Consider the following 24,525-nt stretch of genomic DNA (forward strand, 5'->3'; position numbering starts at 1 on the left):
CCGCCCGCCTTCTCTTACAATCCTAGCTGGACACAGAGGAGTTCCGTGATGAGTGAAGACGCCTTCAACATGTCGATCCGCAAATTCCTGAAAGAGGTCGGCATTACCTCGCAGCGAAAGATCGAGGAGATCGTGCGTGACGGGCAGACCGGCGGCAAGAAGCTGAAGGTCCGCATGACGCTGACGGCGGAAGGCACCAGTCTCAACCACGTCGTGGACGGCGAAATCGAACTTCCATAGCCGGTGACTTTGAAGGGAGGGCGAGCTTATCGAGACACCGCCGGCGGAATAGCTAGGTGCTCCGCCATTCCCCGACAGGCAAATTCTGCAACTGAGAATCAAAGATTGCTGGAAAAATTTATCTTCCATGGCGATCCCTACAGTGATGGCATGTGGACCTTCACCTCAGGACGCGGCTCCCATGGAACGCGGCTGTACCTCTGCGGCCCGGAGAACGCCACGCATGTCAAGCGCATGCTTTGAGATTGGCTCCGCACGCATCCGGACGACGCTGCCGAATACGCGGCTCTCAAGCGCAAGCTGGCAGCGGAGACAAACGGCGACTGGAAATTCTACACCGGCGGCAATCGGACTTCGTCGCAAAGATCGTGCGGCGGGCATCTGACTAGCGAGTTCTCGCGATGGCAGGTCGAAGGTGACGTGTTCGAACACCATGTGGTGTCAGGCTTCTCCGTGGGCAGTCGGACGAGAGATGCTGATGCTGGCTTCGGTGTCTCTGGTTTAGACATGTGCGTCTCCTCACAGGCGCCGGGTGTACTGCGGGGTCAGCCGGCCAGTCGGTTTTCCGCGACACCGGCCCGCAACCTTCAGGATATGATAGCTCGCGGCAGAGGGCCCCGCAGGCGGCAGCGGCGGAATAGTCAGAGCCAGCGGCGAACCTCGGCCTTGTAGCGGCGGTAGTCGTCGCCGAACTTAGCTTCGAGATAGCGTTCCTCGCGGGCGATCACCTGCGTCTGGATCGCGATCAGCACCAACGGGAGCAAGGCGAAGGCGATCGGCCCGTCGAAGCCGATCGCAAGGCCGGCATAGATAAGCGCCATGCCGAGATATATGGGATTGCGGGTCCATCGATAAGGACCGGTCGTTGCGATGAGGGTCGTTGGCTGCGACGGCGGAACGTTGGTGCCCAGCCGCCGGAGCAGCCCCGCCGCCGCAAGCATCATCGCCGCGCCGGCAACGAATAGCAGCGCGCCCGTCGCGACCAGCAACCGCCAGTCGATGCCGAAAGAGCGCAGAGAGACGAACCGCTCCGCCGCCAGCCCCAACAGCAGCGCTGCAAGATAGACCAAGGGCGGAGGGAAGCGCACACCCGCGCTGTCCGGTTCGACGGCCATGCTCATCTCCAATCCGTGCTCTCAAACCAGCATCGACTGCTGGGCGAAGATACCTGCCATCGCGCCTTGCCATGATGCCGTGGTGACCGAGGGCATGAGGGGGTTGGCGAGGTCGCCGGCGGCGTAGATGCCGGGCATGCTGGTTTCGCGGCGCTCGTCGACCTTGAGGGCGATGCCGAGGGGCGTATCGAGCGTGGCGAGGCCCAGTGATTCATGCAGGTTTGCGGACGGCTTGTTGCGCGGATGCGCGAACAGGATGTCGACCGCGACATCGGGGCCGGTATCGAGCTTGACGGTGGCGCTATGGCCCCCGTGACGGGCGATCTCGGTAATCCGGCCCTCGACGACAGGTATGTTGCGACGCGCCAGATCGGCCCGGATATCCGGCGGAATGTCGTGACCATCGGCGAAGAGCGTCAATCTGTGGGTCCAATCGTGGAACAGCCTGACCTGATTGTGCGACTGCGGGCCGGACCAGACGAGGCCCCAATGCTGGCCGGCGACTTCAAAGCCGTCGCAATAGGGGCAGGGCACGATGGACGTGCCCCAGCCTTCGGCAAAGCCAGGAACATCAGGCATCTGGTCGGCGACGCCATAGCTCAGGATCAGGCGCCGCGCCCCAAGGCTTTCGCCATCGCCAGTAAGGACGGAGAAATCATCGATGGCGCCGGAGACGCTGTCGGCCCGGGCATTGACCAGCCTGATCGTGGGATAACGCGCCAGCTGCTGCCGCGCCTCGGCCAGGATGTCCAGCGGAGGCTTGTGATCGTGACCGAGCAAGCCATGCGAGTGGCCAGCGAAGCGATTGCGCGGCAGGCCGGTATCGAGAACGGTGACCTTGCGGCGGGCACGGCCGAGCTGCAGGGCGCCGGCGAGGCCGGCAAAGCTGCCGCCGATGATGATGACGTCATCCATGGTGAGGGGCTCCGTTTTGCGGATAGAGGGTTGGTTTGGGCTGTGCGGTGGCCTGGGCACGGGGGACGCCAATGGTGTAAAGCGCGGTCAGCTTCAGCAGTGTTCGTCGTTGCATGGCACCCTCGTTTTTCGATTCATTCTTTGGCTTGCATATTTCTGAAACTGCATGGTATCCTAATTCAAGAATAACGATACTGTCAAGGACTGGAATTGTTGTGAGCGAAAATAGTCAGAGCCGGCGCGGCCGGCCCGTCAACGAGGCGCTTGGCCAAACGATAGTCGACGCAGCGAGCGAACTCTTTGCGGAATTGGGTTTTCACGCGACGACATTGGACAAGGTCGCCCAGCGAGCGAAAATATCCAAGCTCAGCATCTACAAGCACTTCGAGAACAAGGAGGCGCTGTTCGGGGCGGCCTTTACGGCTCGCTGCCATCAGTTTTTACCACAGGCCCTTTTTGAAGGCGTCGACGGTTCGGTCGAAGATCAGCTCATGGCGGTGGGATCATCCCTGCTTCGCACGCTGTTGCGCCCGGACGTCAGCGGTGTCGAAGCCATGGTCATGGCCGACAAGACCAATCAAAGCTCATTAAGCAAGCTTCATTACGAAGCCGGCCCCGCCCATATCATCGCCCAAATCGAGGCCCTGTTGCGTCAGTTGCACGCGAAGGCGGTTCTGAACGTGCCAGATCCCCTCCGGTCCGCCCGCTTGTTTGCTGCGCTTTTCAAAGGATGCGATCTCCTGATTATCGCACGCTTCGATCAGGCGAGAGCAGAGGACGACAACGAAATCGAATCCTATTGCCGGTCGGCCGTTGCCATGTTCATCGCCGCGCACGGTGGCAACGACCACGCAGGCGGATAGCCTAGTTAGGATCAAAATCAGGATGTTGGTCGATCCTGCAATCAAACGGGATTAAGCCATCGCCGGCTCGCGGGAGCGGCGCGGCGGCGCTTGCGGCGGCCTTGCAGCAGATGCCGATAGAGCTCCAGCGCATAGTCTTCCTTGCCGTAGATAAAGCGATAGATCGTCTCGCTGCAGACGCGGACTGCGCTCACGCCATCGGCAAGCAGGCGACCGGCGATCTGCTCCGGCGACCAAAGCGCCTTCCGCTGCTCGATCCACGTAATTGCGGGTGACGCCTGAGCTCGCGAAGCCGTCGCGACGCTCCTTGGAGATGTCGTTGGCAATGCCGCTGTAGTAGCCGCTGTATTCCGGAGACTCGGCATCGTGAAAGGTGTTGCGCTTCAGCTCGCGGTAGATCGTCGAGCGATGACGGCCGAGCTGCCGAGCAATCTCGGCAAGCGAAACCTTGCGTTCCATCAGCTGATGCAAACGACGACGATCGGGAAGGGTGAGCTGCGAATAGCAAAGCGACATGCAAAAAATTCCAAGGGCCAACTCATTGTCTTTATTGCCATGTCGCACTTGGAAATAGAATGTACCCCGGCCAATAGAAAAATCGCATAAGATAGATTATGGAACTAACCCATCGGAGATAATTCCACTATTTCAATCCGAATCAAAAGCTTGCAGGCAAATCCTCTCAGACAGCCTTTACGCCTCTTCGGCGGTCGGCACGTCGACTTCGAGCTCCAGCCGCATCATGTCATAAGCCGGCTCGACATGGTCCGGCGTCTCGTCGCGCACGACGTCGTAGTCGAGCGGCACATGCATGTGCGTCAGTACGGCGCGCTTCGGCTGCAGTCGCTCGATCCAGCCGAGCGACTGCACCAGCGACAGATGGCTTGGATGAAACTTGTACTGCAAGGTGTCGATGACCAAGAGATCGAGTTGACTGAGCTTGCCGATCGTCTCGGCCGGAAAGTCGCTGACGTCGCTGCAGTAGGCAAAATTGCCGATGCGGAAGCCGAGCGAATGGATGTTTCCATGAAACTGCATCAGAGGCTGGAAGGCTATCGGTCCGCCGGCGCCGTGGACGATAACCGGCGGAAGATCCTCTGGGATGACATGCGGTTCGACGATCGGCGGATATCCGCTGCCGGGCGGCGCTTCCAGGCAGTAGCGGAATCCGTCGCGAATCCGAGCCATGGTATAGGCGTCCGCCCAGATCGGCACACGCCTGCGGTTTTCGATGACGAAGCCGCGCAGATCGTCGATGCCGTGCAGATGATCCGCATGCGCATGCGTGTAAAGCACGGCGTCGATGTGGCGCACATCGGCCGCCACCATCTGGGTGCGGAAATCGGGGCCTGTGTCGATGACGACGGTCGTCTTGCCGCCGTCCGGTGCGAACTGCTCCACGAGCAGCGCGGCGCGCAAGCGGCGATTGCGTGGATTTGACGGATCGCAGGCACCCCAGTCGCCGGTGATGCGCGGCACCCCGGGCGACGAGCCGCAGCCCAGGATGGTGAAGACCCGCCGAAACGCCACGTCTAGAGCCTCGGCATCTTGGAAAAGATTCGCAAGGCGTTTTCCGTCGTGATCTCCGCAATTTCCTCTTTCGTGACGCCGATTGTTTCGGCGAGGACGTCGGCCGTGTGCGCAACATAGGCCGGCTCGTTGCGCTTGCCGCGGAAAGGCTTCGGCGCCAGATAGGGCGCATCCGTTTCGACGATCAGGCGATCGCGCGGGATCGTCTTGGCTAAATCCCTCAGTTCCTGAGACTTCGGGAAGGTCAGGATTCCCGAAAAGGAGACATAGCCGCCGAGATCGACGCCGGTGCGCGCCAGGTCGGCTCCGGAAGAGAAGCAGTGGAGAAGGAAGGGGAAGGCACCCTTCCCCGCTTCCTCCGTCAGGATCGCAGCCATATCCTCGTCCGCCGACCGGCTGTGAATGACGAGCGGCAGCCCGGTTTCGCGCGCCGCCGCTATATGGCGACGCAGACCCTCCGCCTGCGCATCTCGCGGTGCATTGTCGTAGAAATAGTCAAGACCCGCCTCGCCGATCGCCACCACCTTCGGATGGGCCGACAGGCGCACGAGGTCCTTCGCCGTGATGTCCAGCTCTTGGTCGGCGTTGTGCGGATGGGTACCGACCGAGCAGAAGACGTTCTCGTATTTCTCGGCGATCGCCAATATCGACTCGAAGCGCTTCACGCGGGTCGAGATTGTCACCATCTGGGTCACGCCTGCCTGCCGGGCGCGTTGGATGATCTCGTCGCGCTCGGCGTCGAAATCCGAAAAATCCAGATGGCAGTGCGTGTCGATCAGCATCCGTTCGCTCTCGCTTACGCTTACGGTGCAACGTAGCGCGGAAAGACCGGCTTCGGCGCCTCGAGCGGCGTGCCGGGAACCAGGCGGCCCGGCTCGCCAAGGTCGGCGAAACTGCGCCTTTCTTCGGGGACCGCCACCAGATCCAAGAGCTTGCCCGCCGATTCGGGCATGAAGGGCTGCAGCAGGATCGCGATCTGGCGCACCACCTCCGCCGTCACGTAGAGCACGGTCCCCATGCGCTCCGGATCAGTCTTCTTGAGCGCCCAGGGTTCCTGCCCGGCGAAATAGCGGTCCGTCTCGGAAACCACGGCAATGATCGCGGCGAGCGCGCGGTGGATGAGCTGCTTGCCCATTTCCTCACGCGTCGTATCGAGGAGCGAATCGGCGGCAACGAGCATCGCCTTATCCTCGTCCGTCAGCGGACCGCAGACCGGAATCTGGGCGTCGCAGTTCTTGACGATCATGGACAGAGAGCGGCTGGCGAGATTGCCGATACCGTTGGCTAGGTCGGAATTGATGCGGGTCGCGATTCCCTCCTCGCTGTAGCTGCCGTCCTGGCCGAAGGAGACTTCCCGCAGGAAGAAATAGCGGATCTGGTCCAAGCCGAAATGTTCGACGAGGTTGAACGGGTCGACCACGTTGCCGAGCGACTTCGACATCTTCTCGCCCTTGTTGAGCAGGAAACCATGCGCGAAGACGCGTTTCGGCAGCGGCAGGCCCGCCGACATCAGGAAAGCCGGCCAGTAGACGGCATGGAAGCGGATGATGTCTTTGCCGATGACGTGGATATTTGCCGGCCAGAACTTTGCCCGCGGTCCCGACGGATCGGCCAAATAGCCCGTCGCGGTGAGATAGTTCGTCAAGGCGTCCACCCAGACATACATGACATGGGCAGGATCGTTCGGCACCCGGATGCCCCAGTCGAAGGTCGTGCGCGAGACCGACAGATCCTTCAGGCCCGACTTGACGAAGGAGATCACCTCGTTGCGCCGCTCGGCGGGGCCGATGAAATCGGGGTTGTCCTCGTAAAGTTTCAGGAGCTTGTCCTGATAGGCCGACAGACGGAAGAAGTAGCTCTCCTCCTCCACCCACTCGACCGGCGTTCCCTGCGGCCCGTAGCGCACACCGTCGTCGCGCAGTTCCGTCTCGTTTTCCTGGTAATAGGCCTCGTCGCGAACAGAGTACCAGCCGGCATAGGAATCCTTGTAAAGATCACCCGCCTCGCCCATGCGGATCCAGATTGCCTGCGACGCCTCGTGATGACGCTTCTCCGTGGTGCGGATGAAATCGTCGTTCGATGCGTTGAGCAGTTCGGCCATCTTTTCGAACTCCGCCGAGTTGCGGTCGGCAAGCTCCTGCGGCGAGATCCCCTCTTTGCGTGCCGTCTGCTGCATCTTCTGGCCGTGTTCGTCGGTCCCCGTCAGGAAGAAGACCTCGCGCCCGTCCAGCCTCTGATAGCGCGCCATGGCGTCCGTCGCGATCAGCTCATAGGCGTGGCCGATATGCGGCTTGCCGTTCGGGTAAGAAATCGCGGTGGTGATGTAGAACGGGGACGTATCTCTCATGGCGGCTTCGATTTATCTCGGATCGGAAACTATGGCTGCTATTAGCGCATCGCCTTTAGGTAGGGAACCGCTACGCCCAGAAAAACCCTGAGGGACAGTAGCGTCTTCAGGCAGCTTGGCCGTTGACATCTGCGGCCGGTGGGAACAAACCATAAACACGGAAAGGGGAAAGCGATGCTGCGTGATCTCAAGGAAAAGTTCGAAAAAGCTTCGGCTGCCTATGCCAACCAACACGCCATCGTCCGAGATCCGGACTGGTACATTCTGAGGCTGCAGGAGGAGCTCGGCGAACTGACACAGGCATGGAACAAGGCGAGCGGTCGCGGGCGAACGGCTGGCACGCCGATCGACGCATTGCGACGGTCGCTTGCAGACGAGACGGCCGATCTTCTCGGCCATGTCCTGCTCTTCGCCTACACTACAGCGCCGCGCGTCTATAGACGAGCAAAGGCCGCTGTAGCACTTTGAATTGCTGAATGATTTTTTCCTCAAATCGATTCCGATTTAAGGAATCATGCAGTAACGATATCGACCTTTGCCGCGGCGATCGAGCGGAAGTGGAAATTCAGGCCGGACCTATAGGGCGTCCTTCAAATCGTCGAGCAGGGACAGGATCGTCTGCTTGCGATCGAGATTATAGGCGTCGCTTACGGTCAGCCGCTCGCCGAAGCTGCCGGAGAGCCTGGCGAAGCGCTCGGCTCGGTGAATGTCGCCGGCAATGGCCGCCTCGCGCGCCAGCCGCATCACCCTCCCCGTGACGAGCGACGAGAAGAAGTCGTAAATCGTTTCGCTGTCCCTCGCCGAGAGAATGTCGGCGAGCTTGTGCATCTGCTTGCGGACGGCCGGGCCCTTCCCTGCGAGAACGTCCTCGAAGGCGGCTGCGATGTCGAGCCCGCCATAATTGATCAGCTTCAGCGCCTCGGAAACGCTGCCGCTCGCCGCGGCAATGATTCCATCGGCGCTCGGACCGGCCAGATCGAAGCCCAGATGGGCGAGCGCCAGGCGCATTGGCTCCGCTTCGAGCGGCTTCATCCGCAGCGGCAGGCAGCGCGAACGGATCGTCGGCAACAGCTTTCCGGGCGCGTGCGTCAGCACGAGAAACAGTGAGCGGCGCGGCGGCTCCTCGAGGATCTTCAGAATCGCGTTGGCGGCATTGCGGTTGAGATCGTCGGCGGGATCGACGATGACGATGCGCCAGTTCCCCGTGCCCGATGTCTGCCCGAAGAATTTTCCGGCGCGGCGGACCTCGTCCACGGTGATCGCTCCCTTCGCCCTGCCCGTCTTCTCGTCGACGGGGCGCGTGAGATGCAACAGATTGTGCGACGCGCCGGAGGCAAGCTGCCGCGTGACGAGCGACGCCGGATAGGGGTCGTCGAGGAGTTCGGGCGCCTCCGCGGGCTCGGGATGGCTGAGCACATGATTGGCGAACCGGAACGCGAGCGTCGCCTTGCCGATCCCCTCGGGGCCTTCGATGAGGATTGCATGGTGGCCCTTGCCGGACCTGTAGTTCTGGGCAAGAAAGGCTTCGGCTTCACGATGGCCGAAGAGCTTGTTGTTTTCCACGGGAGCGACTGCCCCCTCGAGCACGCCGGGACGTTCCATGGTCATGATGCCGCTTCGACCGCGGACGACTGCGGTTCGCCATTGCCCGGCAGCAGCGCCTCCACCAGCCTCAGGACTTCCGCTGCGATCGCCTCCGGAGGACGGGTGGCATTGACGACCCGGCACCGCTGGGGATCGGCCTCGGCAATGTCGAGGAAAGCCTCGCGGCGCTTCTCGTGCGTCTCGAGCTGCTCCTTTTCGAAGCGGTCCGGGTCCTCGCTGGAACGGCGCCGGGCGCGTTCCAACCCGACCTCAGCAGGCAGATCGAAGATGATCGTCCGATCGGGAATGACGCCGTTCACGGCGACGCGCTCGAGCGTTTCGATGAAGCCGGGCTCGAGATTGCCGGTGACGCCCTGATAGACGCGGGAGGAATCCATGAAGCGGTCACAGAGCACGATCCTCCCGTGCTGCAAGGCGGGGCGGATGACTTCCTCGACATGGTCGCTGCGCGCCGCCGCGAACAGAATCGCCTCCATGCGGACACCGAAGGGTTCCGCTGCACCCGACAGTAAGACGTGGCGGACCGCCTCCGCCCCTATGGAGCCGCCGGGCTCACGGGTGGTCAGCACGTCAAAGCCTCGGGCGCTGAGCGAATCGGCGAGAAGGCGCATCTGGGTCGATTTTCCCGCCCCTTCTCCACCCTCGAATGTTACGAACAATCCCTTTGTCAGCGACACAAGTTCTTCCAGATCGGCGTGCATACCGGTTCTGTTTAGCCGATTGATCTGGCGGAAGGAACCGTCAAGCACCGCATTTGTCACAGCCAGAAGAACAGAAGTTCCTGCAGGGCGTCGAGCGCCCGGCTGCTGAGCGTGCCGGGCCCAACCGCCTCGGCCGTTCTGACCGGCACTTCCCTCAGCAGCTTCTCGCCGTTCCAGAGCTTGACGACGCCTACCTGCTGGCCGGCTGCCACCGGCGCCGTCAGCGGCCATTTGTAGACGATCCTCGCCGTCAACCGTTCCGGATTGTTGACCGGAAGCAGCAGGTCGACCGGGTCACCCGCGACCAGCGAGACGCGAGACGCCGCCCCGCCGTAAACGCTCGCCTCGCCGATCGTCTCGCCTTCAGCGAAGATGCGCCGCTTCTCGAAATTCGTCATTGCCCAGTCGAGCACGCGGCGGCTTTCCTCGATCCTCTCCTTGTCGGTTTCAAGGCCGGCCATCGCCAGATAGACCCGGCGGTCGCCGCGCTGCATGGAGGCGGCAAGCGAGAAGCCGAACCCTTCCGCAAAACCGGTCGCCAGCCCGTCGACTCCGACATTGGCGGCAATCAGCGGGTTCTTGTTGCGCTGAAGGATCTTGTTCCACTCGAATTCAGGCTGAGCATAGAGGCGGTAGAATTCCGGATGCGCGTCGCGCAGATGGCGTGACAGGGTGACGAGTTCACGCATCGTGATCCTGCTTCCCGGATCCGGCAGGCCCGTCGCATTCTTGAAGGTCGCAACCGGCATGCCAAGCGCGCGGGCGCGTTTGTTCATCCGTTCGGCGAAGGCCGCCTCACTGCCGGCCATGCCCTCGGCCAGGATGATGCAGGCGTCATTCGCCAGTTGCACAGTCGCGCCTTGAATGAGGTCTGCAACGCGGATCTGGGATTTGATCGCGGCGAACATCGTGGCCGTGCCGGACGGTGCACCGCCTGTTCGCCAGGCATGTTCGGAAACCGGAAAGGTCGTCTCCGGCGTCAGTTCGCCCTTCTCCAGCGCCTCGAAGACCACGTCCATTGCCATCAGCTTGGCAAGCGAGGCGGGCGGTACAGGATCGTCTTCGCCGCGCGCGAAGAGCACGGTGCCTGTTTCCGCATCGACGAGGTAGATTTGCTTCGCCTTCGTATCGAAGGCCGGCGTTTGCGCTGTCGCCTCCCCCTGAGCGATCGCCGCCAGGATGCCCACGATCGCGAACCACTTCATGCGCATAAGAAACTCCGGTTTCTCATGCGGGCATAGCAGTGCAGAGCCCCCCGTTCAATCGGCATCGATCGGATCAGATGGCGCCTTGATGCCGCTTCGCATAGGCAAGGATCGACTCGGGAGTGAGCGGATTGGAATCGACCATGATCGCTTCGAAGGGAGAGGCCTTGTCGCTGACGCGCACTTCCACATAGGCAGCCGCATAGGCCATGGTGCCGTCCGGCAGCGGGATCAATTCGGGCCGCTCGGTCGGGATCGGGCCGATGTCCGGCAGCAGCACGAATTCGGTCATAGCCGGCGGCGTCGGGAAGGCTTGCGCGGGCGCGGCGAGTGCGTTCACCGGGGCGCCTGAGCCGAGCATCGACTTGGCCGGGACCGTGACGGTGCCGAGATCCTGCACCTGGTTGCGCAGCGGTTCGTTCGAGGCGACCATGACCCCCGTCGCGATCTGGCCTTCGGGCATCACACCCGGAGAACGATCGCCTTTCCTGACGTAGGACGCCATGAGATAGGGCATGTCGTTGCCCTCGAGCGGAGCCCGGCCGACATATTGAACGCGAACCTTGGCGCTCCCCTTGCGCTTGATGTCCAGCATGTCAGCCGTCTTTGAGGAGACGTCGATGAGCCGGCCGTATTCATAAGGACCGCGGTCGTTGACGCGGACGATCACCGACGTGCCGTTCTCGAGGTTCGTGACCCGGGCATAGCTCGGCAGAGGAAAGGTCGGGTGCGCCGCCGACAGGTGATACTTGTCGTAGACTTCGCCGTTTGCCGTCAGGCGACCGTGAAAGGCCGATCCGTACCACGAGGCCATGCCGGTCTTGTTGTAGCCGAAATCCTCTTTCGGCTGATACCACCTGCCCTTGACCTGATAGGCCTTGCCCACCTGATAGCGGCCGCCGCCCTTCGGAATATTGCGTCCGGTGGCGACCCGCGGGCTGGCTTTGACGCCATAGACGGATTCGGCGAAGTATTCCTTGCTTCGCGACTTGCTCTTCTTGACACTGGATGTCGTCGATCCGCAGGCGGTAAGCATTGCGCACAGCAACGGAACTGCAGCGAGCCGAATTCCCCTCACAAGGTATGCCGCTTTTCTATCGGATGTCATCTGTCCCACAAGATCATTCGCAATGCCGCACCGAAATGATCCGCACTAGCCCCCGCGCAGAATTCGGCGTTCCGAAACGGAACAATCAAAGTAATCATGACAACAACAAGGCGGAATTGCGAACTGGATGGCGAAAGCGCCATTGAAATCTCGTCTTATGGTTTACAGAACGTAAAGATCGAAGGGCCGAAAGCCGCCAGATGGACAGTGCCAGTCCCTACGCGGAGCAACAAAATCATGGTGCTGAGCACAGCAAATCTTGCAAAGCCCGTTTGCTTCGGGCAATAACGCGGCTGCCCGGAGGAGTGGCCGAGCGGTTTAAGGCACCGGTCTTGAAAACCGGCGTGCGTGAAAGCGTACCGTGGGTTCGAATCCCACCTCCTCCGCCACTGAGCTTCCCAAATCTTCCTATCAGCACCGAGTTGACAACCGGGACCGTCCAGGGTCCGCGCCCGCTTGGCCGCATATCATTATCTCCTGACCGGAACTTTGTATCTGCAGCGGGGTTGCAGGCGATGTGCGAGCAAGATCAATCAGTGACGTTGCCGAGCGCATGCCCATTTCGAGAAAGCCACCCGATGAAGAAGCGACGGATCGGCCGCTTGCAGGCTCGCGCAGGCTGGATCGTAACATCAATGCGATTCTGAAACGGCGCCGGGAGGCGGAACTTGGAAAGACGCTTCAAGACAAGATTGCAGATACAATTACGCGCTTTGCCGGCTCGATGACCTTCATCTATCTTCATCTCGCGGCATGCGTCTTCTGGATCGCGGCGAACATGAGATGGTTGCCTGGTGTGCCCGTCTTCGACCCGAGCTTTGTAATCCTCGCCATGGTCGCCTCCGTGGAGGCGATCTTCATCTCCACTTTCGTTCTCATCAGTCAGAACCGAATGGCGGCGGACGACGACAAGCGGGCAGATCTCAACCTGCAAATATCACTGCTGGCCGAACAGGAGGCGACCCAACTGCTGACCTTGGTCTCGGCAATTGCCGCTCGGCTTGACGTGAGGACAGCGGTAGACGCCGAGGTCGGCGAACTCGCGACCGAAGTGACTCCCGAAGACGTGCTCGACCGACTGGAAAAACGGCAAGCCGGCAGCGACGATTAGATACCGCTCTTGCGAATCTACTCGAGGCAAAACCTCCTACCTTCCGGAGCTCGAAACCGCGGTCGGCATTGCTCCGCTCCGAGGCCGCTTTCTCGTTAGATGCATTCTTTGCATTTCGTTGGGTTTGCGACGGGATCAGTCGCTTGCTCCAGGGATCAGCCTTGATCTTTCGGCCACCAGGCTAGAACTTCACCACGAGCCCGAGAATCGGACCCTGCTGCACGACGTCGAACAGAAAACCGTCGTTGCTGTAGTCGACGCCCAGGGCGCGGTAGCCGGCGACAGCCGACACCGTGTCGCTGAAGCGATAGCCGATGGCGGCGGCGACGTCCCAGTCGAGGTCGGCCTGGCCGGCGCCCACGAGGCCCCATCCGGTCAGAAAGATCTCCGGCGTGAAGATCATGGACTGGGAGGTCTCGGCCTCCGGCTATGCGGCGGTCTGGGCCAGGGAAAACAGGCGCGAATCCCTGTGGGACGCGATGGAACGCAAGGAAACCTATGCCACGACCGGGCCGCGCATGATCGTGCGCTTCTTCGGCGGATGGGACTTCGAGGCCCGTGATGCCGAGGATCGCCTGCCGGCGCGGATCGGCTACAGCAAGGGCGTGCCGATGGGTGGCGACCTCAGCGCGGCACCCGGCGGCAAAGCGCCGACCTTCCTTGTCGCGGCGTTGAAGGACCCGATCGGCGCCAATCTCGACCGCTACCAGATCGTCAAGGGCTGGTTGGACAAGGACGGAAACCCGCACGAGAAGGTCTATGACGTCGCCTGGTCGGGCGACGGCAAGCTTCCACCGGTCGGCAATACCGTAGACGAGGCGAACGCCACCTGGACCAACACGGTCGGCGCACCTGAACTCATCGCCGTGTGGAAGGATCCGGAATTCGACTCCAACCAGCCCGCCTTCTATTACGGCCGGGTGATCGAAATTCCGACGCCGCGCTGGACCGCCTATGACGGCAAGCGATTTGGCGTGAAGCCTTTGCCGGGCACCGCGACGACCATCACGGAGCGCGCCTACACGTCGCCGATCTGGTACACGCCGAAGTCCTGACGGCATGCCGCTGACCGCGTCGGAAAGATTTGAGAACGTTCGGCAGTGCCGCAGATCTTTTCGCGTGGCCAGGCATCGAAGCCGCCACGCAAAATCGACGAATTCAATTCCTGGGACTAGCTGTTCTGGACCTGCTCGACCGCTTGTGCCAGGAACTCCAGCATGCGCACGCGGATGTCGGCTTCCGACTGCGCCACCCCGGCCGCGTCGAAGTCGGCCTTGATCTTGCGCACGACGTCCTCGTGGCCGGCTTCCTCGATATCTGCGGTGATGACGTCACGCGCGTAGGCTTCGGGGTCCGCCTTGTTGAGGAGGCCGGCGGCCCAGAGGCCGAGCATCCTGTTGCGCCGCGCCAAGGCCTTGAACCTCAACTCTTCGTCCATCGCGAACTTTGCCTCGAAAGCCTTCTCGCGATCCTGCATCGTCGTCATCAATCGACCTCCCTCAAGTTGCCGGCCAGCATTCTCGCATAATGCAGTGTGCCGGCGGAAGAGCAACCTGCGTTTTCGTCTTTGGCGCCTTTCATGATACCCTGATCTAAATCGGGGGAAGGAAAGATACGCCGATTGTGAAATGCGTTCTTTTCAGATATGGACCCGCTGAGAAAATTCCAAATGCGCGACCCAAGAGCGCCAACAACCACAGAGACAAGTCCATGAATCGTCGCCGCCGTATCTACGAGGGCAAGGCAAAGATCCTTTACGAGGGTCCGGAACCGGGCACGCTCATCCAGTTCTTCAAGGATGATGCGACCGCGTTCAACAAGAAGAAGCATGACGTCATCGACGGCAAGGGCGTACTCAACAACCGCATTTCCGAGTACATCTTCACTCATCTCAACAAGATCGGCATTCCGACGCACTTCATTCGCCGCCTCAACATGCGCGAGCAACTGATCAAGGAAGTGGAGATCATTCCGCTCGAGATCGTCGTGCGCAATGTCGCCGCCGGTTCGCTCGCAAAGCGCCTCGGCATCGAGGAAGGCACCGTGCTGCCGCGCTCGATCATCGAGTTCTACTACAAGGCCGATGCGCTCGACGACCCGATGGTCTCGGAAGAGCACATCACCGCGTTCGGCTGGGCGAGCCCGCAGGAACTCGACGATATCATGGCGCTTGCCATCCGCATCAACGACTTCCTGTCGGGCCTCTTCCTTGGCGTCGGCATCCAACTCGTCGACTTCAAGATCGAATGCGGCCGCCTCTACGAAGGCGACATGATGCGCATCGTTCTGGCCGACGAGATTTCGCCGGACAGCTGCCGGCTGTGGGACGTCGAGACCAAGGAAAAGATGGACAAGGATCGGTTCCGCCGCGACATGGGCGGCCTGGTCGAGGCCTATCAGGAAGTGGCCCGCCGTCTCGGCATCATCAACGAGAACGAGCCGCCGCGCGGTTCCGGACCCGTGCTCGTCAAGTAACGATGCTGGCCAAGTGAATTTCGGGGATAAGCAAGTGATCAAGGCACGCGTAACCGTGACGTTGAAGAATGGCGTTCTGGACCCTCAAGGCAAGGCAATCGAAGGCGCGCTCGGGGCGCTTGGCTTCGACGGCATCGGCCAGGTCCGCCAGGGCAAGGTCTTCGACCTGCAGCTCGAGACCGCAGACAAGGCCAAGGCCGAAGCCGAGCTCAAGGCTATGTGCGAGAAGCTGCTCGCCAACACGGTGATCGAAAATTACAGTATTTCCCTCGCCTGACGGCGGGGGAATTTCTGCGCCGGCCGTCACGATCGGACGCGACCCTCGGATCGGTTCACCGGCGTTTCCAGCATTGATGTTCACCTCGCGCGCTTCAGGGCCGCGGGGCCAAGGCAAGGTATCTACGCCCATGAAGTCAGCCGTCGTTCAGCTTCCAGGCCTTAACCGCGATCGCGACATGATCGCGGCGCTTACGAAGATCTCCGGCAAGACGCCGGTGACCGTCTGGCAGACCGAGACGGAGATCCCGGATGTCGACCTGATTGTCATTCCCGGCGGCTTTTCCTATGGCGACTACCTGCGCTGCGGCGCGATCGCCGCGCGCATGCCGGTGATGCAGGCGATCAAGGCCAAGGCCGAGCAAGGCGTGCGCGTCCTTGGCGTGTGCAACGGCTTCCAGATCCTCGTCGAAGCGGGCCTGCTGCCGGGCGCGCTGATGCGCAATGCCTCGCTGAAATTCGTCTGCCGCGAAGTGAAGCTCGAAGTCGTCAATGCGGAGACGGACTTCACCCGTGCCTACGCCAAGGGCCAGGTGATCCGCAGCCCCGTCGCCCACCATGACGGAAACTATTTCGCCGACGCCGAAACCTTGAAGGCGGTGGAAAGCAATGGTCAGGTCGTCTTCCGCTATGCCGAAGGCACCAACCCGAACGGCTCTCTCAACGATATTGCCGGCGTGGTGAATGACCGCGGCAATGTTCTTGGCATGATGCCGCACCCGGAAAACCTGATCGAAGCGGCCCATGGCGGCTCGGATGGCCGCGGCATCTTCGCCTCGGCGCTCGACGTAATCGCCGCTTAACCGTATCGCTGCTAGAAGGCGGTATCCATCGTCACGCGCGCGAGGCCGCCTATGCCATCCATGAAATGCAGACAATTCGCAGCGCTCGGCTGCGTCGCCGCAAGCTTTGTGCTCGTTGGCGGGTGCCAATCCAACCGCCCAACCTCCGCGCCTGCGAGCTCCGCCGCGCTCCCGACGATGGAGCGCGTTGCGCTTGGCGCCAATGGCTGCTGGTTCAAGTCGGGCGACCCGGCCTTCAAGGCCTATCGGCTCGCACCGGAACTCAATTCCTTCTCCGGGCGCCCGCGCATTTTGCTCGTGCCGCGCAAATCGCCCGAGTCACGCCCCCTCGCGGTCATCCAAGCCGAAGGGCACCCTGCCCGGCTGCAGGCCTTCGGTCCGCTTCTCAGCGAGCCGGTGGGCACGCGGATCGCGTCGGACGTGCGGCGCTGGGCCGCCGGCGGCCAGGGCTGCAGTTGAGCTCAAACAACCGAGTTCCCGATCCGAGCTCGGCGGTCTCGCGCGCCGCGGATAAATCGTCCGCGCCTAGCCTCTGCGTCGTGGCGGCAAGCAAACAGACGGGCGGCGGCGCCACATCTTTGAACGCATCCCGCTCTAACGCCAGAACGGAACGGCAGCCTCTCGCCGTGCTTCAGCCTCGCTGACGCCGATGTCCTTCAACTGGTGGTCGCTCAAGTCGCCCAGCACCAGACGGCTGCGCCTCTTCGCGGCCAATGCACAGTAGAAGCGCCACAGCCTAGCTGGAATACTCAAGTTGGCGCTTTGCCCGCGATGGCTGGGCCTCTCGGTGTGCCGCGGCGACAACTGAATTGTATTAATTGTATTCATTGCTCTGAACCTCAACGCCGTACTGTCGCACCATCCTGTGATAATTGACTCTGCAATTGAGGCAATATAGACAATTGTCACTATGACAACTTGGCTACCGGATATACAGCAGGGGCACGGGCCGCTTTACGCGCGGATCGCCGACCAGATTGAACAGGCGATCGGCAGCGGCGCCCTGCCCGTCGGCACCAAGCTGCCGCCGCAACGCAATCTGGCCTTCGACATCGGGGTGACGATCGGAACGATCGGCCGGGCCTACAACATCGTGCGGGAGCGCGGACTTGTGAGCGGCGAGGTCGGCCGCGGCACCTATGTGCTGGACCATCCGGAGAGCAGACCGCCCGAACAGGCCGATCCACTCACCACGTCGCTAGCCGGTACCCGTCCGATCGTCGCGCCGCCCGGCAAGCTGCGCTTCGACAGCACGGCGGCGCCGGACATCGGCCAGGGCGACATTCTGGCAAGATTGCTCGGTGACATCAGCCGGGAGCATCATGCGGACATTGCGAGCTATGCCCGCAATTTTCCTGATCATTGGTTCGAAGCGGGTGCGCAGTGGCTGGCGAGCGGCAGCTTTCGACCGACACCGGAATGCATCGTGCCGACGCTCGGTGCGCACGCCGCCGTCATTGCCGTGATTTCGGCGGTCACCTCGCCGGGCGACCGCATCGCCTTCGAAACCCTGACCTATTCGCAGGTAAGCCGCAGCGCCGGGCTGATCGGGCGGCGGATCGCGCTGCTCGCAAGCGATGAGTTCGGCCTGATCCCGGAGGATTTCGAGCGCGTTTGCGCCCAGCAGCATCCGAAGCTCGCCTTCCTGATGCCAAGCGCGCAGAACCCTACGGTGGCGATCATGCCGCTCGAGCGGCGCCAGGCGGTCGCCGAAATCGCCCGCAAATACGGTGTATGGCTGGTCGAGGACAATCTCTATGGCTCGATGACCGGTGATCCCATTCCGCTTCTCGCCGAACTAGCGCCGGAGCGGACTTTCCTCGTCGGCGGCCTGTCGAAGTCCGTTGCCGCCGGCGTGCGCGGCGGCTGGGTCGCCTGCCCGCCACATTTCAGCCAGCGCATCCGCATCGCCCACAAGATGATCAGCGGCGGCCTTCCGTTCCTCCTTGCCGAACTTTGCGCCCGCCTTGTTCTTTCAGGGGCCGCCTCCTCCCTGCGCGGCCGCGGCGTCGAGGAAATCGGCAAGCGCGTCGCCATGGCGCGCGAAATCTTCTCCGGCTTCGAGTTCAACGACCACCCGAAGGTACCCTTCCTCTGGCTGAAGCTCCCGGAGCCCTGGCTGTCGGGAACCTTCAAGCAGGCAGCCCTCCAGGAAGGCGTGCTGATCGACGACGAGGACGAATTCAAGGCGGCCCGGTCCGACCGCGTCTTCCACCGCATCCGCGTCGGATTCTCCTCGCCGGCCAAGCGGAGCGACGTGGAGGCCGGGTTCCAGATCTTGCGACGCCTGCTCGATAGCGGCCGTACCGGCTACGACAGCTTCGACTAATTCCCTGCCAGACGACTTTCGCACAGGCGACGACGATTTATAGTTCGCGTAACGCCTGAGTCGATTCGCCTTTCCAAAGGATCTGGCATGCTTTCTTCAACTTGGCTCGGTGCCCGAGCCTGATGCTCGGTTCCGTCGGAGCCTTCGCGTTCCTGGCATCTCTTGGGGCCACACCCGTTCACGCGGCAGAGCCGATCTTCGACGAACTCCGTTTCGGTGCGACGACCTCCATCGGCGACGGCGACAATCAGGAGGACGGCGTCTTCCCATCCGTGACCGTCTTTTTCGACCCGTTCGGTGCAGACAGTGCTACCGGCTTTATTGAAAAGGTCCTGCGGCCACGGGTGCATGCCGGAGCCTCGATCGCAACCGCGTCGAACGGCGTCAACCAGGTGTATGGCGGGTTCAGTTGGGACGTCGACATCACCGAGCGTTTCTTTGTCGAGCTCGGTGCCGGCGGCACGGTTCACGACGGCGACCTGAACGATGACGGAACGAGCGGGCCGAAGCTTGGCTGTCGGCTGATGTTCCGCGAATATGCCGCCGCCGGGTTTCGCTTCGACGATCACTGGAACCTGTCGGCAACGGTGGAACACTCCTCCAATGCCAATCTTTGCAATGGACCCAACGACGGTTTGACGCGTGCGGGACTGATGCTCGGCTACAAATTCTAGCGGCTGAGAAACGGAATTTCCGGTCGGGAGCACGTCGGCTGGCTCCTGTTGATCTGCGGTATTTTTCTGTCGCGCCGCGGCGCGTCATAGGCTAAAGAAGCCGCAAAGCGCCCCCTGTTTGTGTTGCGGTTCGCACGCGCCGTGTCCCTGTCGGAAGGGGTGAGCGCCGCCCGAAGGATTGACGGTCGACGATGACGATTTCCAACACCCGCCCCATCACCCCGGACCTCATCGCCTCGCACGGGCTGAAGCCCGACGAATATGAGCGCATCCTGAACTTGATCGGGCGCGAGCCGACCTTCACCGAACTCGGTATCTTCTCGGCTATGTGGAACGAGCACTGCTCCTACAAATCCTCAAAGAAATGGCTTCGCACGCTCCCGACCAAGGGACCGCGCGTCATCCAGGGGCCGGGCGAGAATGCCGGCGTCGTCGACATCGATGACGGCGATTGCGTCGTCTTCAAGATGGAGAGCCACAACCATCCTTCCTATATCGAGCCCTATCAAGGCGCGGCCACCGGCGTCGGCGGCATCCTGCGTGACGTCTTCACCATGGGTGCGCGCCCGATCGCCGCGATGAACGCGCTCCGCTTCGGCTCGCCCGATCATCCGAAGACCCGCCACCTCGTGTCCGGCGTCGTTGCCGGCGTCGGTGGCTACGGCAACTCCTTCGGCGTGCCCACGGTCGGCGGCGAGGTCGAGTTCGACTCGCGCTATAACGGCAACATCCTCGTCAACGCCTTCGCGGCAGGCCTCGCGAAGAGCGATGCGATCTTCTATTCGAAGGCGGAGGGCGTCGGGCTCCCGGTCGTCTATCTCGGCGCCAAGACCGGCCGCGATGGCGTCGGCGGCGCCACCATGGCTTCGGCCGAGTTCGACGAGTCGATCGAGGAGAAGCGCCCGACCGTCCAGGTCGGCGATCCCTTCACGGAAAAATGCCTGCTTGAAGCCTGCCTCGAACTGATGCAGACGGGCGCCGTGATCGCCATCCAGGACATGGGCGCCGCCGGCCTCACTTGTTCCGCCGTCGAGATGGGCGCCAAGGGCGATCTGGGCATCGAGCTCAATCTCGACAAGGTGCCGGTGCGCGAGGAGCGCATGACTGCCTACGAGATGATGCTTTCCGAAAGCCAGGAGCGCATGCTGATGGTGCTGCGCCCGGAAAAGGAGGAGGAAGCCAAGGCGATCTTCGTCAAGTGGGGCCTCGACTTCGCAATCGTCGGCAAGACGACCGACGACCTGCGCTTCCGCATCCTGCACCAGGGCGAGGAAGTGGCGAACCTGCCGATCAAGGAACTCGGCGACGAGGCACCGGAATATGACCGCCCCTGGACACCGGCCAAGACCCCCTCGCCGCTCGCGACCAACGACATTCCCCAGGCCGATGTCGCCGAGGCGCTTCTGAAGCTGGTCGGCTCCGCCAACAATTCCTCGCGCCGCTGGGTTTACGAGCAATACGACACGCTGATCCAGGGCAATTCGCTGCAGCTGCCGGGCGGCGACGCCGGCGTGGTGCGCGTCGAAGGCCATGAGACGAAGGCGCTCGCCTTCTCTTCGGATGTGACGCCCCGTTATGTCGAGGCAGATCCGTTCGAGGGCGGCAAGCAGGCTGTCGCCGAATGCTGGCGCAACCTGACGGCAACCGGGGCGCTGCCGCTCGCTGCCACCGACAATCTGAACTTCGGCAACCCCGAACGCCCCGAAATCATGAGCCAGTTCGTACACGCCATCAAAGGCATCGGCGAAGCCTGCCGCGCTCTCGATTTCCCGATCGTTTCGGGCAACGTATCGCTCTACAACGAGACGAACGGCCAGGCGATCCTGCCCACCCCGACCATTGGCGGTGTAGGGCTGGTCAAGGACTGGTCGAAGATGGCGCGCATCCGCTTTGCCGCGGCGGATGAGACCATCCTGCTCGCCGGCGCGCCGGAACACTTGGGCAGCCACATCGCTCAGTCAATCTATATGCGCGACATTCACGGCCGCACCGACGGTCCGGCACCGCACGTGGATCTGGCGCATGAACGCAAGGTCGGCGACTTCGTTCGCGGCCTGATCGCGGACGGACTGGTTACCGCCGTGCACGACTGCTCTTCGGGCGGCCTTGCGCTTGCCGTTGCGGAAATGGCGATCGCCTCGGGCATCGGCGCGACGATTGCTGCTCCGGAGAACGATCCGATTGCGGCCTTCTACGGTGAGGATCAGGGTCGCTATGTCGTGACGGTCACTGCCGACAAGCTCGATGCGGTCGTCGCTCGGGCGGCAGTCGCTGGCATTGACCTGCCGGTTATCGGCAAGACCGAAGGCGAAGCCGTTAAACTCGGCGATGCAAAGGCGGTCTCGGTAGACGAATTGCGTTCCGCCCACGAAGCCTGGTTCCCCACCTACATGGGCAGCGATCTGGCTCCGGACAATTGACGGCAGACGGGGCGGAAAACCGTCAAATCATCATTTGCTTTCCGCCCCTGAATCGTGGTTCCCTTGAGGCTACGAGTGGGGGTGCATCCCCTGCGCCCGCAGAAAAATAACAAGGGAGTTGGCATATCATGCCCATGACACCAGGCGATATCGAAGACATGATCAAGGCCGGAATCCCGGGCGCCAAGGTCACGATCCGCGATTTGGCCGGTGACGGCGACCACTATGCCGCCGAAGTCGTGGCCGAAGCGTTTCGCGGCAAGACCCGCGTGCAGCAGCACCAGATGGTCTACAACGCCTTGAAGGGAAATATGGGCGGCATACTTCATGCGCTCGCCCTGCAGACCAGCGCGCCGGAGTGAGTCCCTATGGCGGACTTGATCAAGGAACTCGTCAGCGGTGTCGTCGACAGTGCGCTGAAGGAGATCCTAAAGAAGACCGGCGCCAGGAAAACCGCGACGCGGCGGACGAAGCGCCGTACCAGGCAAGCCTCAGGCGCCGGCGGCATCCTTGCCGAGATCATCCAGGCCGCGATCCGCAAGCCGGCAAAGAAGCAGGTGAGCCGTCGCCGCACCGCTGCATCCCGCAGCAAGCTGCGCCGCCGCTCCGCCTGAGGTGGTTTGAAAGCCACATTTTGAGGACCATCAACATTTTTGCGAATTGGGTGGGTGAAAACCGCGCCCATGCATGCTATTTAAGCAGCAAAGCGACATCCGGTCCTTGAAGCCGGCCAGGAAGGAAGACAACATGAGCGGAATTCACGATTTCATCGACAACGAGATCAAGACCAACGACGTCGTTCTCTTCATGAAGGGCACGCCGCAGTTTCCGCAGTGTGGTTTCTCCGGACAGGTGGTGCAAATCCTCGATTACATCGGCGTCGACTACAAGGGCATCAACGTGCTCGCCGATGCGGATCTGCGCCAAGGCATCAAGGATTACTCCAACTGGCCGACCATTCCGCAGCTCTATGTGAAGGGCGAATTCGTCGGCGGTTGCGACATCGTGCGCGAGATGTTCCAGGCAGGCGAGTTGCAGGAGCATCTTCAGGGACAGGGCATTTCCGTAAAGGGCGCTGCGTAGCATCCGCAATAGGGAACAGCGCACGGAGAAGGCGGCCTGACCGCCTTTTTTGATTCCGGAACTATATGCCGTTCGGCTAAATTTCGGTGCACTCCTTGAGCAGGCGACGAAATTCACCGGCTCCGGAGGGGTCTTCCACGACCGCGCATCGGCAGATTTTCGACTGCCCCACGGGGGCGATCGACGCAGACATTGCCTTGGGGCGCGCACTCTCTCGCACCCGTATACTCATAGCATCGAAGTCGGCGCAGGCTCGACTTCGACCTGAAATTTCACAGACCGATCAAAGTATTGATGAACTCTGCGCCCTCGATATCAGCGGCGCATTCTGTGCCGGACGCCGAGCGGACGGTCAGCGGGATTCCCGAAATGACAAAACCGATAGATCAAGCGGCGACGCTTTCCGGCCTCACCAAGACCCAGTTCATCGCCCTGATGGCGATGCTGATGTCCATCAATGCGATTTCGATCGACATCATGCTGCCGGGGCTGCAGGAAATTGGTGCAAGCCTCGGCGTCAGCGACGAAAACGACCGCCAATATATCCTGTCCGCCTATCTGTTCGGCATGGGTTTCGCACAGCTTTTCTTCGGACCGCTTTCCGATCGCTTCGGGCGGAAGGCGCCGCTCCTCGGCGGGCTGGCGCTCTATGCCCTGAGCGCGATCGCGATCGTCTTCGTGCCGACATTCGCCGCGCTGCTGTTCTTCCGCGTCGTGCAGGGCGTCGGCGCGGCCGCCATTCGCGTCGTGACCGTATCCGTCGTGCGTGACATCTATGGCGGCCGTCAAATGGCGGAGATCATGTCGCTGGTCATGATGGTGTTCATGATCGTCCCGGTGATCGCCCCGAGCATCGGCCAATTGATCATGATCTTTGCGGAATGGCACATGATCTTCGTCGTGATCGCGTTCTACGCGCTTGCCGTCGCGGCGCCCGTCGCAGTTCGCCTGCGGGAGACCTTGGCTCCTGAAAACCGACGCCCGTTCACAGCGTCTGCGATTCTGGAGGGCTTTCGTATCGTCGTGACGAACCGGATGGCGCTGTTCTATACGCTGGCGACGTCCGTGATCTTCGGCGCGCTCTTCGGCTTCATCAATTCGGCACAGCAGGTCCTCGTCGGCATCTATGGTCTCGGCGTGTGGTTCCCGGTCGTCTTCGCGGGCTTTGCCGGACTCATGGCGGTCGCCTCCTTCACCAATTCGCGTCTCGTGCGGCGGTTCGGCATGCGGGCACTCTCGCATGCCGCCCTTCTCGGCTTCACCCTGGCGAGCTTCGTCTGGATGTGTGCATCGCTCGCGGGACCGCTGCCACTACCGATTTTCGTGGTCCTCTACGCCGCGGCAATGTTCCAGTTCGGGGTGATCTTTGCCAACTTCAACGCCATGGCCATGGAGCCACTCGGGCATGTGGCCGGTACCGCCTCGTCGGTTCTCGGCTTCGTCCAGACGATCACCGGCGGGGTCATCGGCGCCGTCATCGGCCAGGCCTTCGACGGCACTGTGACACCGCTCGCCGTCGGCTTCTTTGCCGTCGGCGTCCTTGCCCTCGTCTTTGTGCTGTTTGCAGAAGGCGGCCGGCTTTTCAAACCGCACAATCCTGCCGGCTAGCCGGATGCCGGTGTGGCGCGACGGCCGGATTGTTCCTCCCAAATCTGCTATTGTGGATATTTCAATGACTTCCATCTCAGAAGACACCCTCAACGCCCGACAACAACCGGATGATAC

Annotated in this window: 26 protein-coding genes, 1 tRNA gene and 4 pseudogenes; 18 read left to right on the forward strand and 13 right to left on the reverse strand. The window is 61.8% G+C overall.

From position 1 onward, the window contains the following. The first annotated feature begins 48 nt into the window (after nucleotides 1-48). Both NXT3_RS10020 and NXT3_RS33070 read left to right on the forward strand, forming a co-directional pair. Nucleotides 49-240 carry a DUF6494 family protein gene (locus NXT3_RS10020; RefSeq protein WP_037425191.1) on the forward strand — a complete coding sequence of 64 codons (192 nt, stop codon included), beginning with the start codon at nucleotides 49-51 and terminating at the stop codon, nucleotides 238-240. 288 nt (nucleotides 241-528) lie between these two features. Next, nucleotides 529-912: pseudogene (locus tag NXT3_RS33070) on the forward strand (hypothetical protein); the annotation flags it as partial. Here the strand turns inward: NXT3_RS33070 and NXT3_RS10030 are convergent. After that, nucleotides 882-1,355, reverse strand: a complete 474-nt coding sequence (locus tag NXT3_RS10030; RefSeq protein WP_037425193.1) for a methyltransferase family protein — start codon at nucleotides 1,353-1,355, stop codon at nucleotides 882-884. The pseudogene NXT3_RS33070 and the gene NXT3_RS10030 overlap by 31 nt on opposite strands. A 21-nt stretch (nucleotides 1,356-1,376) precedes the next feature. Then, entirely contained in the window at nucleotides 1,377-2,270 is an 894-nt protein-coding gene (locus NXT3_RS10035) for an NAD(P)/FAD-dependent oxidoreductase (protein WP_097538300.1), read from the reverse strand. A gap of 215 nt (nucleotides 2,271-2,485) precedes the next feature. Here NXT3_RS10035 and NXT3_RS10040 point away from each other — a divergent pair, with 215 nt between their 5' ends. After that, nucleotides 2,486-3,133 carry a TetR/AcrR family transcriptional regulator gene (locus NXT3_RS10040; protein WP_097524841.1) on the forward strand — a complete coding sequence of 216 codons (648 nt, stop codon included), beginning with the start codon at nucleotides 2,486-2,488 and terminating at the stop codon, nucleotides 3,131-3,133. Nucleotides 3,134-3,146: 13 nt separating this feature from the next. On the opposite strand, the pseudogene NXT3_RS10045 reads toward NXT3_RS10040, so the two are convergent. The 4 genes and pseudogenes from NXT3_RS10045 to metG form a co-directional block, all read right to left on the reverse strand. Further along, nucleotides 3,147-3,649, reverse strand: a pseudogene (locus NXT3_RS10045) (transposase); the annotation flags it as partial. Between the two features lie 177 nt (nucleotides 3,650-3,826). Next, complete coding sequence (locus NXT3_RS10050; RefSeq protein ID WP_104839274.1) at nucleotides 3,827-4,663, reverse strand: MBL fold metallo-hydrolase; 837 nt, start codon at nucleotides 4,661-4,663, stop codon at nucleotides 3,827-3,829. A 2-nt stretch (nucleotides 4,664-4,665) separates the two neighbouring features. Next, on the reverse strand, nucleotides 4,666-5,445 hold the full coding sequence (locus tag NXT3_RS10055; RefSeq protein ID WP_104839275.1) for a TatD family hydrolase: 780 nt from the start codon (nucleotides 5,443-5,445) through the stop codon (nucleotides 4,666-4,668). 20 nt (nucleotides 5,446-5,465) lie between these two features. Continuing rightward, nucleotides 5,466-7,010, reverse strand: coding sequence for a methionine--tRNA ligase (gene metG / locus NXT3_RS10060; protein ID WP_104839276.1), 1,545 nt, complete (start codon nucleotides 7,008-7,010; stop codon nucleotides 5,466-5,468). Between the two features lie 174 nt (nucleotides 7,011-7,184). Here metG and NXT3_RS10065 point away from each other — a divergent pair, with 174 nt between their 5' ends. Then, nucleotides 7,185-7,478, forward strand: a complete 294-nt coding sequence (locus NXT3_RS10065; protein WP_104839277.1) for a nucleoside triphosphate pyrophosphohydrolase family protein — start codon at nucleotides 7,185-7,187, stop codon at nucleotides 7,476-7,478. 108 nt (nucleotides 7,479-7,586) lie between these two features. Here the strand turns inward: NXT3_RS10065 and NXT3_RS10070 are convergent, their stop codons facing one another. From NXT3_RS10070 to NXT3_RS10085, 4 genes are all read right to left on the reverse strand, one after another. After that, nucleotides 7,587-8,618, reverse strand: a complete 1,032-nt coding sequence (locus NXT3_RS10070; RefSeq protein ID WP_097524844.1) for a DNA polymerase III subunit delta' — start codon at nucleotides 8,616-8,618, stop codon at nucleotides 7,587-7,589. Next, the gene (gene tmk, locus NXT3_RS10075) at nucleotides 8,615-9,316 is read right to left on the reverse strand and encodes a dTMP kinase (RefSeq protein WP_097525052.1); all 702 of its coding nucleotides are present in this window, start codon (nucleotides 9,314-9,316) and stop codon (nucleotides 8,615-8,617) included. The genes NXT3_RS10070 and tmk overlap by 4 nt, the downstream gene beginning before the upstream one ends. 56 nt (nucleotides 9,317-9,372) lie before the next feature. After that, entirely contained in the window at nucleotides 9,373-10,527 is a 1,155-nt protein-coding gene (locus tag NXT3_RS10080) for a D-alanyl-D-alanine carboxypeptidase family protein (RefSeq protein ID WP_097524845.1), read from the reverse strand. A 67-nt stretch (nucleotides 10,528-10,594) separates the two neighbouring features. Continuing rightward, nucleotides 10,595-11,629, reverse strand: a complete 1,035-nt coding sequence (locus tag NXT3_RS10085) for a septal ring lytic transglycosylase RlpA family protein (RefSeq protein WP_097524846.1) — start codon at nucleotides 11,627-11,629, stop codon at nucleotides 10,595-10,597. A gap of 299 nt (nucleotides 11,630-11,928) precedes the next feature. Between NXT3_RS10085 and NXT3_RS10090 the strand changes: the two genes are divergently transcribed. Together NXT3_RS10090 and NXT3_RS10095 are read left to right on the forward strand one after the other, a co-directional pair. Continuing rightward, nucleotides 11,929-12,018: transfer RNA gene (locus tag NXT3_RS10090), tRNA-Ser, on the forward strand. 164 nt (nucleotides 12,019-12,182) lie between these two features. Beyond that, nucleotides 12,183-12,740 (forward strand): DUF1003 domain-containing protein, encoded by a 558-nt coding sequence (locus NXT3_RS10095; protein ID WP_050988348.1) that lies wholly within the window; start codon nucleotides 12,183-12,185, stop codon nucleotides 12,738-12,740. A gap of 181 nt (nucleotides 12,741-12,921) precedes the next feature. On the opposite strand, the pseudogene NXT3_RS10100 reads toward NXT3_RS10095, so the two are convergent. Continuing rightward, a pseudogene (locus NXT3_RS10100) lies at nucleotides 12,922-13,137 on the reverse strand (hypothetical protein); the annotation flags it as partial. Here NXT3_RS10100 and NXT3_RS10105 point away from each other — a divergent pair. Beyond that, nucleotides 13,121-13,795 (forward strand): annotated as a pseudogene (locus tag NXT3_RS10105) (DUF3604 domain-containing protein); the annotation flags it as partial. The pseudogenes NXT3_RS10100 and NXT3_RS10105 overlap by 17 nt on opposite strands. A gap of 116 nt (nucleotides 13,796-13,911) precedes the next feature. Here the strand turns inward: NXT3_RS10105 and NXT3_RS10110 are convergent. Then, nucleotides 13,912-14,226, reverse strand: coding sequence for a DUF1476 domain-containing protein (locus NXT3_RS10110; RefSeq protein ID WP_037424455.1), 315 nt, complete (start codon nucleotides 14,224-14,226; stop codon nucleotides 13,912-13,914). A 224-nt stretch (nucleotides 14,227-14,450) separates the two neighbouring features. On the opposite strand from NXT3_RS10110, the gene purC reads away from it, so the two are divergent. The 4 genes from purC (at nucleotide 14,451) to NXT3_RS10130 (ending at nucleotide 16,753) form a co-directional block, all read left to right on the forward strand. Continuing rightward, entirely contained in the window at nucleotides 14,451-15,215 is a 765-nt protein-coding gene (purC, locus tag NXT3_RS10115) for a phosphoribosylaminoimidazolesuccinocarboxamide synthase (protein WP_018239850.1), read from the forward strand. 34 nt (nucleotides 15,216-15,249) lie between these two features. Further along, entirely contained in the window at nucleotides 15,250-15,492 is a 243-nt protein-coding gene (gene purS, locus NXT3_RS10120; RefSeq protein ID WP_012708154.1) for a phosphoribosylformylglycinamidine synthase subunit PurS, read from the forward strand. A 130-nt stretch (nucleotides 15,493-15,622) separates the two neighbouring features. Then, nucleotides 15,623-16,294 carry a phosphoribosylformylglycinamidine synthase subunit PurQ gene (purQ, locus tag NXT3_RS10125; protein ID WP_037424453.1) on the forward strand — a complete coding sequence of 224 codons (672 nt, stop codon included), beginning with the start codon at nucleotides 15,623-15,625 and terminating at the stop codon, nucleotides 16,292-16,294. 51 nt (nucleotides 16,295-16,345) lie between these two features. Further along, nucleotides 16,346-16,753, forward strand: a complete 408-nt coding sequence (locus tag NXT3_RS10130; RefSeq protein WP_097524847.1) for a hypothetical protein — start codon at nucleotides 16,346-16,348, stop codon at nucleotides 16,751-16,753. 135 nt (nucleotides 16,754-16,888) lie between these two features. Here NXT3_RS10130 and NXT3_RS32930 read toward each other — a convergent pair whose 3' ends face one another. Beyond that, nucleotides 16,889-17,122 carry a DUF1127 domain-containing protein gene (locus tag NXT3_RS32930; RefSeq protein WP_083854262.1) on the reverse strand — a complete coding sequence of 78 codons (234 nt, stop codon included), beginning with the start codon at nucleotides 17,120-17,122 and terminating at the stop codon, nucleotides 16,889-16,891. Nucleotides 17,123-17,204: 82 nt separating this feature from the next. Here NXT3_RS32930 and NXT3_RS10140 point away from each other — a divergent pair, with 82 nt between their 5' ends. The 7 genes from NXT3_RS10140 (at nucleotide 17,205) to NXT3_RS10170 (ending at nucleotide 24,408) form a co-directional block, all read left to right on the forward strand. Next, on the forward strand, nucleotides 17,205-18,623 hold the full coding sequence (locus NXT3_RS10140) for an aminotransferase-like domain-containing protein (RefSeq protein ID WP_097524848.1): 1,419 nt from the start codon (nucleotides 17,205-17,207) through the stop codon (nucleotides 18,621-18,623). Nucleotides 18,624-18,745: 122 nt separating this feature from the next. After that, complete coding sequence (locus tag NXT3_RS10145; protein ID WP_104839278.1) at nucleotides 18,746-19,297, forward strand: acyloxyacyl hydrolase; 552 nt, start codon at nucleotides 18,746-18,748, stop codon at nucleotides 19,295-19,297. A 191-nt stretch (nucleotides 19,298-19,488) separates the two neighbouring features. Further along, entirely contained in the window at nucleotides 19,489-21,717 is a 2,229-nt protein-coding gene (purL, locus tag NXT3_RS10150) for a phosphoribosylformylglycinamidine synthase subunit PurL (protein WP_104839279.1), read from the forward strand. A gap of 128 nt (nucleotides 21,718-21,845) precedes the next feature. After that, nucleotides 21,846-22,079: a BolA/IbaG family iron-sulfur metabolism protein gene (locus tag NXT3_RS10155; protein ID WP_014328481.1), complete on the forward strand. Its 234-nt coding sequence runs from the start codon at nucleotides 21,846-21,848 to the stop codon at nucleotides 22,077-22,079. 6 nt (nucleotides 22,080-22,085) lie between these two features. Then, nucleotides 22,086-22,331 (forward strand): hypothetical protein, encoded by a 246-nt coding sequence (locus tag NXT3_RS10160; RefSeq protein WP_097538293.1) that lies wholly within the window; start codon nucleotides 22,086-22,088, stop codon nucleotides 22,329-22,331. A gap of 133 nt (nucleotides 22,332-22,464) precedes the next feature. After that, the gene (gene grxD, locus NXT3_RS10165; RefSeq protein ID WP_037385944.1) at nucleotides 22,465-22,800 is read left to right on the forward strand and encodes a Grx4 family monothiol glutaredoxin; all 336 of its coding nucleotides are present in this window, start codon (nucleotides 22,465-22,467) and stop codon (nucleotides 22,798-22,800) included. Between the two features lie 369 nt (nucleotides 22,801-23,169). Next, a complete protein-coding gene (locus NXT3_RS10170) occupies nucleotides 23,170-24,408 on the forward strand; it encodes a multidrug effflux MFS transporter (RefSeq protein ID WP_104839978.1) in 1,239 nt (412 codons plus the stop codon). The last annotated feature ends 117 nt before the right edge of the window (nucleotides 24,409-24,525 follow it).

The organism is Sinorhizobium fredii (assembly GCF_002944405.1).
Taxonomy (GTDB): domain Bacteria; phylum Pseudomonadota; class Alphaproteobacteria; order Rhizobiales; family Rhizobiaceae; genus Sinorhizobium; species Sinorhizobium fredii_C.